Origin of the sequence: Paraburkholderia sp. WC7.3g (genome assembly GCF_050436345.1) — a bacterium.
Classification (GTDB): domain Bacteria; phylum Pseudomonadota; class Gammaproteobacteria; order Burkholderiales; family Burkholderiaceae; genus Paraburkholderia; species Paraburkholderia podalyriae.
This window is the reverse complement of record NZ_JBNDMA010000002.1, coordinates 1,041,525-1,055,933: the sequence shown is the minus strand read 5'-3', so window position 1 is coordinate 1,055,933 and position 14,409 is coordinate 1,041,525. Positions and strand designations below refer to the sequence as shown.

General features: G+C 63.2%; 13 protein-coding genes and 1 tRNA gene. 11 read left to right on the top strand and 3 right to left on the bottom strand.

The window, feature by feature from the left end; all coding sequences use genetic code 11:
- Positions 1-85 precede the first annotated feature (85 nt).
- Positions 86-161, top strand: a tRNA-Lys gene (locus tag OKW43_RS16380).
- Positions 162-402: 241 nt separating this feature from the next.
- Positions 403-2,013 carry a hypothetical protein gene (locus tag OKW43_RS16375; protein WP_429448463.1) on the top strand — a complete coding sequence of 537 codons (1,611 nt, stop codon included), beginning with the start codon at positions 403-405 and terminating at the stop codon, positions 2,011-2,013.
- A 157-nt stretch (positions 2,014-2,170) separates the two neighbouring features.
- On the opposite strand, the gene OKW43_RS16370 is transcribed toward OKW43_RS16375, so the two are convergent.
- Positions 2,171-2,494, bottom strand: coding sequence for a hypothetical protein (locus OKW43_RS16370; RefSeq protein WP_187633844.1), 324 nt, complete (start codon positions 2,492-2,494; stop codon positions 2,171-2,173).
- Positions 2,495-2,825: 331 nt separating this feature from the next.
- Between OKW43_RS16370 and OKW43_RS16365 the strand changes: the two genes are divergently transcribed.
- Positions 2,826-3,488 carry a hypothetical protein gene (locus OKW43_RS16365; RefSeq protein WP_187633845.1) on the top strand — a complete coding sequence of 221 codons (663 nt, stop codon included), beginning with the start codon at positions 2,826-2,828 and terminating at the stop codon, positions 3,486-3,488.
- A 103-nt stretch (positions 3,489-3,591) separates the two neighbouring features.
- Here OKW43_RS16365 and OKW43_RS16360 read toward each other — a convergent pair whose 3' ends face one another.
- Positions 3,592-4,470, bottom strand: a complete 879-nt coding sequence (locus OKW43_RS16360; protein WP_429451691.1) for a LysR family transcriptional regulator — start codon at positions 4,468-4,470, stop codon at positions 3,592-3,594.
- On the opposite strand from OKW43_RS16360, the gene OKW43_RS16355 reads away from it, so the two are divergent.
- The 7 genes from OKW43_RS16355 to OKW43_RS16325 all read left to right on the top strand — a co-directional run bounded on the left by OKW43_RS16355 (position 4,366) and on the right by OKW43_RS16325 (position 11,310).
- The gene (locus tag OKW43_RS16355) at positions 4,366-4,590 is read left to right on the top strand and encodes a hypothetical protein (RefSeq protein WP_429451834.1); all 225 of its coding nucleotides are present in this window, start codon (positions 4,366-4,368) and stop codon (positions 4,588-4,590) included. The genes OKW43_RS16360 and OKW43_RS16355 overlap by 105 nt on opposite strands.
- Before the next feature lie 110 nt (positions 4,591-4,700).
- Complete coding sequence (locus OKW43_RS16350; RefSeq protein ID WP_429448460.1) at positions 4,701-5,747, top strand: 4-hydroxythreonine-4-phosphate dehydrogenase PdxA; 1,047 nt, start codon at positions 4,701-4,703, stop codon at positions 5,745-5,747.
- 52 nt (positions 5,748-5,799) lie between these two features.
- The gene (locus OKW43_RS16345) at positions 5,800-6,972 is read left to right on the top strand and encodes an L-rhamnonate dehydratase (RefSeq protein ID WP_429448458.1); all 1,173 of its coding nucleotides are present in this window, start codon (positions 5,800-5,802) and stop codon (positions 6,970-6,972) included.
- Between the two features lie 100 nt (positions 6,973-7,072).
- Positions 7,073-8,365, top strand: a complete 1,293-nt coding sequence (locus OKW43_RS16340; RefSeq protein ID WP_429448456.1) for an MFS transporter — start codon at positions 7,073-7,075, stop codon at positions 8,363-8,365.
- 91 nt (positions 8,366-8,456) lie between these two features.
- Positions 8,457-9,401 (top strand): YncE family protein, encoded by a 945-nt coding sequence (locus OKW43_RS16335; RefSeq protein ID WP_429448454.1) that lies wholly within the window; start codon positions 8,457-8,459, stop codon positions 9,399-9,401.
- Positions 9,382-10,338 carry an amidohydrolase family protein gene (locus OKW43_RS16330; RefSeq protein ID WP_429448452.1) on the top strand — a complete coding sequence of 319 codons (957 nt, stop codon included), beginning with the start codon at positions 9,382-9,384 and terminating at the stop codon, positions 10,336-10,338. The genes OKW43_RS16335 and OKW43_RS16330 overlap by 20 nt, the downstream gene beginning before the upstream one ends.
- A gap of 153 nt (positions 10,339-10,491) precedes the next feature.
- The gene (locus tag OKW43_RS16325) at positions 10,492-11,310 is read left to right on the top strand and encodes a mechanosensitive ion channel family protein (RefSeq protein ID WP_429448450.1); all 819 of its coding nucleotides are present in this window, start codon (positions 10,492-10,494) and stop codon (positions 11,308-11,310) included.
- A gap of 119 nt (positions 11,311-11,429) precedes the next feature.
- Here OKW43_RS16325 and OKW43_RS16320 read toward each other — a convergent pair whose 3' ends face one another.
- The gene (locus tag OKW43_RS16320) at positions 11,430-12,101 is read right to left on the bottom strand and encodes a VTT domain-containing protein (RefSeq protein ID WP_187633853.1); all 672 of its coding nucleotides are present in this window, start codon (positions 12,099-12,101) and stop codon (positions 11,430-11,432) included.
- Positions 12,102-12,295: 194 nt separating this feature from the next.
- Here OKW43_RS16320 and mutL point away from each other — a divergent pair, with 194 nt between their 5' ends.
- A complete protein-coding gene (gene mutL, locus OKW43_RS16315; protein WP_429448447.1) occupies positions 12,296-14,374 on the top strand; it encodes a DNA mismatch repair endonuclease MutL in 2,079 nt (692 codons plus the stop codon).
- The last annotated feature ends 35 nt before the right edge of the window (positions 14,375-14,409 follow it).

Sequence of the window (14,409 nt, the reverse complement as noted above, 5' to 3'; positions counted from 1 at the left end):
TGATGCCCGGGCTTTTCATTTTGGGCTGATGGTCTTGCTGAGTTGACAGGGCATGGGTGCGCCGATATAATTTTGCTTCTCTTTTGGGTCGTTAGCTCAGCTGGTAGAGCAGCGGACTTTTAATCCGTTGGTCACAGGTTCGAATCCCGTACGGCCTACCAAAAGATTCGAGGGCTGACATGCAAATGCATGTCAGCCCTTTTCTTTTTCCGCACGCAAAACAGGTACGCGCGGCGCCCGCCTCTTCCTGCCCTCCCCAAAAAAGGCGTTCCGTCCAGGCGCTTTCAGCCCCTCTCCAACGACACAACACGCAATCAAAAAGCACCCACGCGCCGCCACATTCTTAATCTTTTGTATTTTCGCATTCATGTTTGTGCCGCAGGTGGTTTGTAGCCTCGCGAGTTGCAATACCCGACCTCCACCAGCAACTATGCGGCGGGCAACCTGCTGGTCTCGCGCACGGCTTATGATCCGGCGTACGTCGTGAGCGGCACGCTGCCTTATAACGCGGCGCCCACGACCACCAATGCATCGCCCGTGACGGCCGTCACGCCGGGCGGCTTTCCGAACGTGTTCACCAACGATTCGAACGACGCCAACTTCGGCGTGACGTCGGAAGCGTATCTGGATCAATGGGCACCGAATGCGGCGAGCCCGTCGCAAACGCTGGATGTCACCGCCCAGGCCGCGAAAAGCAACGTGAATTTCGCCACCAGCTTCGCCTCGAAGTCGGAGCTCGCGTTGAACGTGTCGCTGGATCAGAAATCGCTGACCTTCACCGGCTACAACACGTCGATCGACCAGGTCGATATCTCGAACACGAATACGCCGGGCGTGGTCGACACGACGAATACCGACGTCGCAACGCCGACCTACCGTACCGTCGCGCAGCTGAATTTCGCCGATAACAGCCTGTCGTTCACGAACACCAACGCTTACGCCGGCAACAACAGCCGCGCGGCGGTGCTGGTCAACGGCTTGTACTACATCGTCGGCAATGCCGGCAACTCGGGCAAGAATCCGAAGCCGACTACCGCGCAGCTCGACATGCTGACGATGGATACCGGCGTGCAAAGCATTGCTCCGGGCAGCCAATGCGCGTTCACGCAGGTGATCGGCGCATTCCAGTCGGGTACGGGCACCGGCACGTACACGGTCGCACCGGCTGGAACGGCGTGCTCGCTGGCGTCGATGGGTTCGATCACGGGCGGCAGTTCGACCGGCGATCAATTCGGATTCTCGATCACCAGTCTGCCGACGACGCCCGCAACGGCCGCCGACAAAACCGGCAAGGACGCCAACTACCGCGGCCTGTTCGTCGGTCCGGACGGCACCATGTATGTCTCCAAGGGCAGCGGCGGTAATGGGGTGAACACCATGTATCAGGTGGGCGCGACGGGTGCGCTCGCCAATGGCGGGAAGTTGCCGCAAAACGCCGCGACGACGATCGTGCCGGGCTTCCCGACCGCCCTCGCGACCAATCTGACGGCGCTCACGTCGCCTAGCCAGGTGACCGGCACCGTGTATCCGTTCGGCATGTGGATCCCCGCGTCGAATCCGTCGATCATGTTCGTCGCCGACGAAGGCGACGGCACGGCGGGCGACCAGGTCAGCGGCAGCGGTGGCCTGTGGGTCTATCAGAACCAGAACGGCACATGGAAGCCGCTCGCCAACCTGACGACGGGCCTGAACCTCGGCACGGCCTACACCGCGACGGACACCACCGGCGTGTATGGTACGAAGGGCGCGAGCTATACGACCACGCCTGACGGCTTGCGCAACCTCACGGGCCAGGTCAACAGCGACGGTTCGTTCACGATCTACGCAGTGACCTCGACGATCGGCAACAGCCTCGGCACCGCGTTCGATGCGGGCGCCGACTCGAACCAGCTGGTCAAGATCACGGTCAGCATCAGCGGTTCGACGGTGACTTCGGCGAAGGGCTTCACCGTGATGCAGACCGCGCCGTATGGCCAGGCGCTGCGCGGCGTCGCACTCGTGCCGAAGTCCTGAACGGGCTGGTAGAGTCTATACAAACGACCTGCGATCCGGCAGGTCGTTTTTTCTTGCACGCTGCTGGGTAGAGGCCGTCGCGACATACCGCCCGTCGCACCTGAACGCGCCGGCAATCGCGCGTCGAACTGCAGGGGCGGGCGAATCGTCGGTTCGACTAAATGAGGCCGTGCGCAATGCCGCTCGGCCTCGTCCAACGCTCCCTGTCGTTCGACACGCCGAAATCGGCGGCCTGTAGTGAAACGGTAGCCGAGCAGGCCGTCGAACGCTTTGCGCTGGCGCGCGCGAGGATTCGCTGCTCGTGCACGTAGAAGAATTCGAGTTGGCGCGCATCGGACGATCTTCGTTCGAGCTCGAACACATCCTCAAGCACGCGCCGCGACACGTGAAAACGCTGAAGTCCGCGGCCAAGCCGGATCTGAAAGACAACACCGTCGCTGTTATGCGGCACCGCTGCCCAGATAAGCGGAATGCTACTCATGGAGCCCCCGTAAGTCTGGATCTTCACGTCAGGAACATTGACGATTTCATCCTCGCACGTATAAACGCACGGCGCGACTCGTCAAAATTGAAACAAACCTGATTTGGTATTTTCGCCACAGCGGAGCGACTCCCGCATGCGAAAGATCTCTTCGGCTTCACGCCCTCCGACCCCATTCATTTGACCGGATGGTTCGCCACCTCACAGACCGTCTGCGCCCTCCGCTCACATGATCACTTCACGACGCCTTAGAGCGTTCTGAAAACAAACAAGAGAGAAAAACGGCGAGCGCGTCCCGCAACGATCGGGCTGCCTCGCTCAGGAGGTGCCCATGAAAGCTGGAAAGGTGATCTGGGTAGTGGCGTTGCCGTGTCTGATCGAAACCTCGCATGCGCAAGAGGTCTATCTACAAGGCGGCACGCTAGGCATCGGGGTTGGCGCGGCGTGGAGCGTCACGTCGTGGTTCGGCGTGCACGCGGACTTCAACGCGATCGATCTGTCGCACAACTTCGACGTAGGCGGCAACCGCTACGAAGACGGCATACGGCTGCGCCAGGGTGGTCTGTACGGCGATCTGTTCCCGTGGTCCGGCAGCGGCTTTCGCGTGACCGCGGGCCTGCGTCTAACCGACAACGAAGTCAGCGGCAACTCGGTTCCGACCAACGGCATGTACGTATTCGAGGGTAAAGCCTCGCCAGCCTTTCCTGGCGAATACGCGACGGCGAGCGCGCGATACCCGAGCGCGATGCCCTACCTCGGCATCGGCTATGGCTTGCACCCGAGAGCCAAAGGCTGGGGGCTCGTGGTCGATCTCGGTGTTGCGTACGGCATTCCGAAGTCCTCGTACACGCTGTCGCCGGCACTGTCGCAGGCGGCGGGACCGCAGATGAGTCAGCAGATCATCAATACCGGATTGCAGCAACTGCGCGACAAGGCGTCGCCTTATCGATGGTATCCGACGTTGCAGGTCGGCATTTCTTATCGCTTCAACTAGGCACTAGAGCCTCAAGACGCAAATAGGTGTACGTAGTATCGGTTCGGAACAGGGCAACGACAGAACGCCGTGCCGGCCGCGCTCGATCGGCACTGCGGGCCTGTCAGGCATCGCCATGAAATAGCGCCAGAAAATGCCTTGCGGGCGCGCTCAATGGCCTGTCGCGACGCACGATGCTCCCATACGAGGGAAGCTTGTGCGCGAACGCATAGCCGATCGCGGCCACGAGTCCGTGCTCCGCGTTGCGTTGCGCCACCGTTGCGGGAATGACGCCCAGCATCTGCGAGCGCGCAACGAGACTCATCGTCGTCAGGATGGAGCCGGTTTCGATCAGGCCGCGCGGTAACGGCCGGTGGTGCTCCTGAAATTCGCGCTCGACGACTTCGCGGGCAGGGCTGCCTGCCGGCTGGAGGATCCACGGGTAGGAAGCCAGCGTCTCGAACTCGACGCATGGCTGCTCTGCAAGGGGATGCTCACATCCAGCGACGATCGCAAGGGCTTCGTCATCGACGGAGCGGAACAGCGATTCACTGCCTGCGCCGACATCACGACCAATCACAACCTCGAGCACGCCCTCGTTCAGTTGAGGCATCAGGCGGTCGCTGGTATCCACCGCGATTTCGACAGCCATCAGCGGAAAGCGCTCTTTCAACTGCACCAGCGCCTCGGTCAGTCGGCCAGGCGTCGCCGCCATGATGCTGCCGATCGCAAGTCGCCCCGCGCTGCCCAGTTGCAATTCCGCCAGCTCACGATTGAGAGCTTCCATGCTGCCGCGTATTCCACGGAAGTAGCCGAGTACCCGCTCGCCCGCCGGATTGAGCCGCAAGCCGCGGCCCGCGCGCTCGAAAAGTGGCTGCCCCAAGGCGCTTTCCAGTTCGTGCAGCATTTTCGTCGCGGCGGGCTGCGTGAGTCCGAGTTGACCCGCGGCACCGCGCAGCGTCGAGTATTCCTCGACGGCGAGCAGCAGCGCAATCTGGCGCATTCGCAGCCGGTTCAGCAGTTGCGGCGTCGTGTCCCGTCTGTCGATCGAACCCATTCTGATTACCTGCAGTTATCAATTCATCAGCAGTTTTCAATTTACGGGGTGGTGACGTCTACCTAGTATGAACCCTGAACGACACCGGGCCGCAACGCGGCCGCCATGAGGAGACGCACCATGCGAATCGAACATCTGACCGCGCAATCGCGGTCCATTGCGGCGGGAGACAACGCATGACCGCCATTTCCGGCCTCCCCGTCATTGCGCTGACGCTTGGCGATCCGGCGGGCATCGGCCCTGAGCTGATTGCGAAGCTGCTTGCCCGGCCTGATGCAACCACGCACGCGAACATCGTGCTGGTCGGCGACCGCTGGCTGTGGGAAGACGGCCAGCGCATTGCGCGGGTGCGAGTGGACGTCGAGCCGCTCGACTCGCTGGCCGATGCGCGCCTGCGCACATCGACAAGCCTGCCGGCCTTCGTCGCCGTCGACACCGTGAATCCAGCCGACGTGGTAAGCGGCGAAGCCCGCGCAGCGGGCGGCCGCTCCGTGCTCCACGTACTCGACCTGTGCATGGATGCCACGCTTGCCGGCCACGTCGACGCGATCTGCTTCGCGCCGCTTAACAAGCGGGCAATGAAGCTAGGCGGTCTGGAACACGAAGACGAACTCCATCACTTCGCGAAGTATCTCGGCGTGACCGGCTACTTCTGCGAGTTCAACACACTCGGCGACCTGTGGACCGCACGCATCTCGTCGCATATCCCTCTGAAAGATGCGGCGAGCTACGTGAGCGTCGAGCGCATCACGCAGGCAGCGGAACTGATGTACCAGTCCCTTCGCGCAAACGATGTCAGCGCGCCGAAGGTGGCGATTGCGGCATTCAACCCGCACGGCGGCGACGGCGGCGTTTGCGGCCGTGAGGAAGTCGACGTGATCGTTCCCGCGGTAAGGGCGCTTCAGGCAAGGGCCTGGCCCACCAACGCGCCCTTTCACGGGCCGTTTCCGGCCGACACGATCTTCCTGAAGGCCCAGGCCGGCGAGTATCACGCGATCGTCACGATGTACCACGACCAGGGGCAGATTGCCATCAAGCTGCTGGGCTTTTCGCGCGGCGTCACGGTGCAGGGCGGTCTGCCCGTGCCGATCACGACTCCCGCTCACGGAACCGCGTACGACATCGCCGGACGCGGCTGTGCAGACGTCGGCGCGACGTGGCAAGCGTTTCAGATCGCATGCCGCATGGGCACCGCCCACCGGCGCGACTTTATCGCGGCCTGAGCGCACGCGGTTCTCGATTCTCTGACCATAACGAACTAATGGAGACATCCGAATGAAAATCAAGTCTGTGCGTGCCCGTGTCTACGAGTGGAAAGGCAAGACGGTGCCGCCGCAGGGCAACTTCTGCTCGAACGCGATGGATATGCTCTACGCGCCGCAGGAAAGCATGAGCACCTTCCGCTTCCATGCCTGGACGGTTGTCGAGGTCGAAACCGACACCGGCATCGTCGGGCTGGGCAACGTGGCGCTCGCGCCGCACGTCGCGAAAGTGATCATCGATCAGTATCTCGCACCGCTTGTCATGGGCCAGGATCCCTGGGACTACGAGTACCTGAGCCAGCGCATGTACCGCGCAACCCACGCATGGGGACGCAAGGGCGTCGGCATGGCGGCGATTTCGGCGATCGACATCGCGATCTGGGACATCCTCGGCAAGAGTGTCGACAAGCCTGTCTTCAAGCTTCTTGGCGGACGAACCAAGGAGCGCATTCCGTGCTACTACTCGAAGCTGTACCGCTCCGACCTGAAGGACATGCAGGCCGAAGCGCAGCGCTATCTCGACCAGGGTTTTCGTGCGTTCAAGATGCGCTTCGGCTATGGGCCCAATCATGGTCAACAGGGCGTGCTCGAGAACCTCAAGTCGGTCGCAGCGATCCGCGAGGTGATCGGCTATGACAACGACCTGATGCTCGAGTGCTACATGGGCTGGAACCTCGAGTACGCGAAACGGATGTTGCCCAAGCTCGACAAGTATCAGCCACGCTGGCTGGAAGAACCTGTGATCGCCGACGATATCGACGGCTATGCCGAGCTCAACCGCCTGACGAGCATTCCGATCTCCGGCGGAGAGCACGAATTCACGCTGTACGGCTTCAAGCAGTTGCTTGACCGCAGGGCCGTGTCCGTCGTCCAGTACGACACGAACCGCGTCGGCGGCATCACGATGGCGCACAAAATCAACGCGCTGTGCGAGGCGTACAGCGTCCCTGTGATTCCACACGCCGGGCAAATGCACAACTATCACCTGACGATGAGCACACTGGCCTCGCCGATGAGCGAGTATTTCCCGATGTTCGACGTCGAGGTCGGCAACGAACTGTTCTACTACATTTTCGACGGCGAGCCCGTCGCCGAAAACGGCTTTCTGCAACTGCGCGACGACGTGCCCGGTTTGGGCCTTACGTTGAAGACCGAGTTTCTCGACCAGTTCGAGATCGTGGAGTGACTCTGGACGCGGCACGCCGGCTCGATCCGCTCGTGCTGCGCTGGGGGCGCTGAGTCCCCATCAGAAGGCCGACACCAAACATTAAAAGACTGGAGACATCATGACCACCCTGAGCCCGGCCAATCCGCCCTATGAAGCCGGCGAAGCCATTCCTCGCCGCCGCTGGCTGCGCGTGATTCCGCCGCTTCTACTGGCCTGCATCATCTCGTATATGGACCGCGTGAACATCGCGTTTGCGATGCCAGGCGGGATGAACGCGGACCTCGGAATGGATGCGACGATGGCCGGCCTCGCCGGCGGCATCTTCTTTTTCGGCTACCTGTTTCTGCAGATTCCCGGGGGCCGGCGCGCGGCACTCGGCAGCGGCAAGACATTCATCGCGTGGTCGCTCGTCAGCTGGGCGCTGCTCTCCGCGCTCACGGGTCTGGTCACTCACACGTGGCAACTACTCGGGCTCCGTTTCCTGCTCGGCGTCGCAGAAGGCGGCATGCTGCCCGTCGTGCTCACGATGGTCAGCAACTGGTTCCCCGATCGCGAGCGCGGTCGCGCGAACGCGATGGTCATCATGTTCGTTCCGCTGGCCGGAATCATTACCGCGCCGCTGTCCGGCTTCATTCTGGCCGCTTACGACTGGCGTCATCTTTTCTTCAGCACAGCGGTGCTGTCGGTGCTTTTCCTCGGCGTGTGGCTCGCGTTCGCCGACGACGGTCCCAAGACCGCTCGCTGGGTGTCGCCCCGGGAGAAGACATACATCCTCGACGCACTGCGCGCTGAGCAGGAGCGCAAGCAGGCGACCGGCTCGCCGGGCGCGGAGTCGTTCGGCGCACTCCTGCGCAATCCTACGATCTGGCTGCTGATCGCGATCAACTTCTGCTACCAGGCCGGCATTTATGGCTACACGATGTGGTTGCCGACGCTGCTGAAAGATCTCACGCACACGGGAATGGGCAAGATCGGTATGCTCGCGATGATCCCCTATGTCGCGATGATCGCCGGCATGTTCGCCACGTCATATCTGTCCGATCTGACCGGCAAGCGCCGCCTGTTCGTGCTGCTGCCGCTGGTGGGCTTCGCCGCGTGTCTGGCGCTGTCCGTGCTGACGCGCCCCACGATGCTCGTTTCGTTCTCGTTCCTGATCGGTTGCGGCTTCTTCCTGCAGGCTGCCGCGGGCGTGTTCTGGGCGATTCCGCCGAAACTCTGCAGCGTCGAAACGGCCGGCAGCGCGCGCGGCCTCATTAACGCGCTTGGCAATCTCGGTGGCTTCTGCGGACCCTACGCGGTGGGCCTGCTGACCCAGCACGTCAGCTCAGCCGCCGGCGTGTACTGCCTCGCCTTCGTGCTGGCGATGGCGGGCCTGCTGTCCCTGACGCTGCCGCGGCGTTGCGAGGACTAACGCGCGCCGCATGTTTGACGACGACCGATACGAGCGCGCGGCGGCCCAATCCGTGCGCTGCGGCGAACCTTGAAAATGACGGAGATTCACGATGAACGACATCCTGCTGCTGGTACAGAAATGCGCCCACACCTTCAGCTTCTACGATCTCGCCACCAAGGCGGCACTCAAACACATTGTTCTGCCCAACTTTCCGCACGAATTCACCGTCGATGCCGAACAGCGTTACGCATACGTCGGCATCTTCGGGATCGAGACCGCATGGTCGCGCGGCCACCGCGGAGATCACCGGATAGCGGAGATCGATTTGCATGAGCGCAGGCTCACGCGAATGCTCGACCTGTGGCCGCACTACCGGCCGCACGGAATGGCGACGGACAGCGAGGGGCGTCTGTATGCGATGAGCGAGGCCGACGACCTGCTCCTCGTATTCGATCGTCCGCGCGAGCAGGAGGTGCCGAACATGGCGCTGCCTTCCGGCGGAGTCAAGACTCATCTTGTGACCCTGACTCGCGATGCGAGCGTGGCGTACGGAATTCACCTGCTGTCGAATACGGTCACCCGGTTTCATCCGCGCGACGCGACTGTGACTCCGGTGGCCGTCATGCCGGGTCCGCGCCCCGAGGGAAATGCGCTTTCGAGCGACGAGAAAACGCTGTACGTCGCGAACCGCGGCGACGACACGCTTGTCGCAATCGACACCGCCACGATGGCCTGCGGCCGCCGCGTCAAAACGCGTAGCGATCCGAACCGGATCTATCGTACGCAAGCCGCAGATGGGCGCGATCTGCTGCTGCTCACGAATTCCGGCGAGCGCTCCATTTCCGTGTTCGACGCCGAACATCTCGAAGAGATGGAGCGGGTCGGATTGCCTGCGAATCCCACGGCTCTGTCGTTTCACCCTGCCCGTCGTTCATCGTTCGTATCGTTTCAGGACGACTTCGTCCGGGAACTCGACCTCGAACGTTGGCAGTTCGTCGAGGCGTTGCCAACGCTACGTGAACCGGACGCGTCCTATGTGCTCAGCAGCGTCTGACCCGTCGACACGAACCATGTTGCGGATGCCCGACGCGATCGTCGACGCGCATCATCACCTGTGGCGGCTCTCCTCGTCGGGCGTGCAGTATCCATGGCTGCAGGATGCCTACGATCCGAACCGCTTCATGCTGGGATCGTACCAAGCGCTGCGCAACGATTTCGATGTCGCGGCGTTTCGCCAGGTCACTCAACCCGCGCCCGTTGTCGCCAGTGTTCATGTGGAGGCGGAGTGTGCCCGATCGCAGGCGCTCGCGGAAACGCAATGGCTGCACACGGTGGCCCGCGACGGACTGCCCTCGGCGATCGTTGCTTGGGTCGATCTGCTGGCGAGCGACGCCTCCGACCGGCTTGCGGAACAGGCCGCCTGGCCGCTCGTGCGTGGAATCCGCTTCAAGCCGGTGACGACAGGCGGCCCCGGCCATCCGCGCGCAATCGGGCACGGCACTTTGAGCGATCCCGGCTGGTCAGCCGCTCTGGAACGGCTTGCGGTGCACGGACTGTCGTGGGACCTGCGTCTTCCGTTCTGGCATCTGGAGGAGGCAGCTGCGCTGGTCGCTGATTCGCCGGGTGTGACGGTCATTCTCGAGCATGCCGGCCTGCCGTGGGACCGTACCGACGAGGGACTTGCGCTATGGCGTCGTGGTATGGCAGCGCTGGCGGAGAATTCCAACGTGTTCGTCAAGCTGTCGGAGTTCGGGCTGCGCAACTCGGCGTGGGACACCGCACAGAATGTTCGAATAATCCAGGAAGTGCTTGCGATCTTTGGGTGGCGGCGTTGCATGTTCGCGAGCAACTTTCCGGTGGCCAGTCTGCGGGTAACCTATTCCATGCTGATTCAGACGTTCGCCGAGGCGCTGGCAAGACTCGATGAGTCGTCGGCTCGCGCGGTGTGGCACGACAACGCAATGCGTGTGTATCGCATCGATACCCCGTAAAGCCAAATCCACCTATCACCAGCCGCGAGCAGGGCAGGAACGGTCCTTGCAGATGCGGGCGCCGTCGGCTATAACTCCCGAAGACCGCGCGCTGTGGGTCATGGCACCACCGTCGTTCAATCCGTTGATGACAACCTATAACGAGGAAACATCTTGGATATCGAAACCGTACGTGCATTCGTCATGACCCGCGGCATCGACATCGGCACGGAGGTCATCGGCGCAATCGTGCTGTGGATCGGCGGCCGCTGGGTCATCGGGCTGATCTCCCGCCTGTTGCGCAAGATGCTCGCACGCAATGGCCGGGTCGACCCGACGCTCGCCCACTACCTCGCGTCGATTCTCGCCGGGTTGCTGAACCTGCTGCTCGTCCTCGCGATCCTGCAAATCTTCGGTGTGCAGACGACGTCGTTCGCCGCGTTGCTCGCCGGCCTCGGCCTCGCGATCGGTACTGCGTGGGGCGGCCTGCTTGCGCACTTCGCGGCCGGCGTGTTCATGCAGGTGCTGCGGCCGTTCAAGGTCGGCGATTTCGTCATGGCCGCGGGCGTCACCGGCACCGTCACGGAGTTGGGCCTGTTCGGCACCACGATCGTGACACCGGACAACGTGACGACCATCATCGGCAACAACAAGATCTTCTCCGATACGATCTCGAACTACAGCGTGCTGCCGTTCCGGCGCGTCGAGCTAACCGCCAAGATCGCCAATGGCGTCGATCCGACCGATGCGATCGCGCGTTTGAAAGCCGCCGTCGCGAAGATTCCGAACGTGACCGAAAACCCCGCGCCGGATATCGAGGTCTTGAGCTTCACGCCAGAAGGACCGCTGCTGTGCGTGCGCCCTTACTCGTCCAACCAGAACTACTGGCAGGTCTACTTCGACACCAATCGCGCGATCGTGCAGACCTTCAAGGAAGCCGGCTATCCGACGCCGGAAACGCCGCTCGCGCCGCGCGCGATCACGCGCGATTGATCGGATCGAACCTTCGCGCGGGCCCGGCCCGCATCGGCACGGCGGCATTAAAAAAGGCGTCGCGAGATTCGCGACGCCTTGGTGTTTTCAAGGCTCGGAATACGGCAAACGACCGGTCGTCAACGCGTACTCGTGTTCGCGTCGTTCTTGCGCAGCATCTTCCACAGCGCGGCGAGCACAACCGGCACGATCGCCGCGCCGATACCGACCAGCACGATCACGTTCAGATACTGACGGATGAACGGGATGTTGCCGAAGAAGTAGCCGAGCAGCGTCAGCAGCAGCACCCACAGCAGCGCACCGACGACGTTGAACATCTGGAAGTGGCTCCACGTCATCGACGACGCGCCCGCGACGAACGGCGCAAACGTTCGCACGACCGGGATGAAACGCGCGAGCACGATCGTCTTGCCACCGTGTTTCTCATAGAAGTTGTGAGTCTTCTGCAGCGCGGCGCGATCGAGAAAGCGCTCGAGCACCGGAATGTGCGAATTGAACACGCGCGCTCCGATCGCACGGCCGATCAGATAGTTGGTCGTATTGCCGACGACCGCCGCCACCAGCAGCAACAGGATCAGCAGTCCGAGATGCATCTGCCCGGTCGCGCAGAACGCGCCGCCGATGAACAGCAGCGAATCGCCCGGCAAAAACGGCAGAACCACGAGCCCCGTTTCGGCAAACACGATCACGAACAGCACCGCGTAGACCCAGGCGCCGTAGATATGAATGAAGTCCCCGAGAAACTTGTCGATGTGCAGGACAAGGTTGGCGAAATGTAGCAACGTATCCAAGGAACGTCCTTTTAGACCAGTGTATGCGTAGAGGGAAAACGGCCGACGGGCGCCCCTGGAACAGGGGCAGCAAGCGGCGGGCCGACCGCTGCGAACTGACCGCGACATGATACAGAAAGTGCCTCGGATCGATTAAAAATGTACTGGTGAGGCGCATGCGCGGGCCGCGTGCGCCGAGTCGCTATAATTTCGCCATGTCCGAATTCTCCGAAACGCCTGCGGGCGCCGCGGCCGCATCGTCCGACGCCCCCAGCGCGGCGCCCGTGCCGCGTCCGATGCGCGCAATCCAGCCCCTCCCCGATCAACTGATCAGCCAGATCGCCGCCGGCGAAGTGGTCGAGCGGCCGGCGTCGGTGGTCAAGGAGCTGCTCGAGAATGCGCTCGACGCGGGTGCGCAGACGCTGCGCATCCTGCTCGACGAAGGCGGCGTCAAACGCATCTCGATCACCGACGACGGCTGCGGCATCCCCGAGAACGAACTCGTGCTCGCACTGACGCGCCATGCGACCAGCAAGATCCGCTCGCTTGCCGAGCTCGAAGCGGTCGCGACGCTCGGGTTCCGCGGCGAAGCGCTGGCGTCGATCGCGTCGGTCGCGCAGATCAGCATCACGAGCCGCACCGCCGACGTGCCGCACGCGGTGCGCATCGACGAGCAGACCGGCGTGCTGAGCCCCGCGGCCGGCACGCAAGGCACGACGATCGAAGTTCGCGAGCTGTACTTCAACACGCCCGCGCGCCGCAAATTCCTGAAGAGCGAACAGACCGAACTGGGCCACTGCCTCGAACAGATCCGCCGCGCCGCGCTCGCGCGGCCCGACGTCGCGATTTCGGTGCTGCACAACGGCAAGGCCGTCGAACACTGGAACGCGAGCGAGCCGCCCGCGCGTGTCGCGAAGATTCTCGGCGAGACGTTCGCGACCGCCCATCTGCCGCTCGACGAAGCCGCCGGTCCGCTCGCGATCTACGGCTGCGCCGGTCTGCCGACCGCGAGCCGCGGCCGCGCCGATCAGCAGTTTTTCTTCGTCAACGGCCGCTTCGTGCGCGACAAGCTGCTCACTCACGCGGTGCGCGCCGCGTATCAAGACGTGCTGCATGGCGAACGCTTTCCATCGTACGTGCTGTTTCTCGATCTGCCGGCCGAAGGCGTCGACGTGAACGTGCACCCGTCGAAAATCGAAGTGCGTTTCCGCGATTCGCGCTCGATCCATCAGTTCGTATTCCATGCGGTGCAGCGCGCGCTCGCGCGGCATGCGGGCGCGTCGCCGGAAACGACGGCGGGCGGGCATGCCGCGCATCTGGAGCCGTCGGCCGGCGGACCGGCTTCATTCGGTTCGGCGCCGCTGGGTGGCACGAGCGGCGTAGGCGACGGCATCGGTGCGGGCGCGGGTCTTTCGAGCGGCGCGGGAAGCCGTAGCGGCTTTGGCGGCGGCAGCGGATTCAGCGGCTTCGGCGGCTCGCAGCCGGGCAACACGTGGATGCGCGAGGCGCGCATGACGCAAGGCACGCTGCCGGTTGCGCAACCGCTAGCGGGTTACGACGCGCTGTTCGGCCGCAAGGATCCGCTGGCCGGCCGCGTCGAAGGCGCGTCGCTGTTCGAGGCACGCGACTCTGCAACCGACACGACCTCGCCGTACGATGCAGCGCCGTTCGCGTCGCGCCCGACGCCCCCCGCTTTCGACGCCACCGACGACCAGCCGCTCGGCTTCGCGCTCGGCCAGGTCCACGGCATCTATGTGCTCGCGCAGAACCGGCACGGACTCGTGATCGTCGACATGCATGCCGCACACGAGCGCATCCTGTACGAACAATTCAAGAACGCGCTCGCCGACCGCGCGATCGCCGTGCAGCCGCTGCTGATCCCGCAGACGATGCAAGCCGACCCGGTCGAAATCGGCACGGTCGAAGAAGAGCGCGACACACTCGATACGCTCGGCTTCGACCTCGCGGTGCTGTCGCCCACCACGCTCGCGATCCGCGCGGTCCCCGCATTGCTGAAGGACGCCGACCTGCAAGCGCTCGCGCGCGCGGTGCTGTCCGATCTGCACGCGTTTGGCGGCTCGCGCGTGCTGACCGAGCGTCAGCACGAACTGCTCGGCACGCTCGCGTGCCATCACGCGGTGCGCGCGAACCGGCGTCTGACGCTCGACGAAATGAACGCGCTATTGCGCCAGATGGAAGCGACCGAGCGCGCCGATCAGTGCAACCACGGGCGTCCGACCTGGTATCAGCTGACGCTGGCCGATCTCGATCGGCTATTCATGCGCGGGCAGTAACGCGCCGCGTTGAATCACTCCGTTGCGCCCCACGC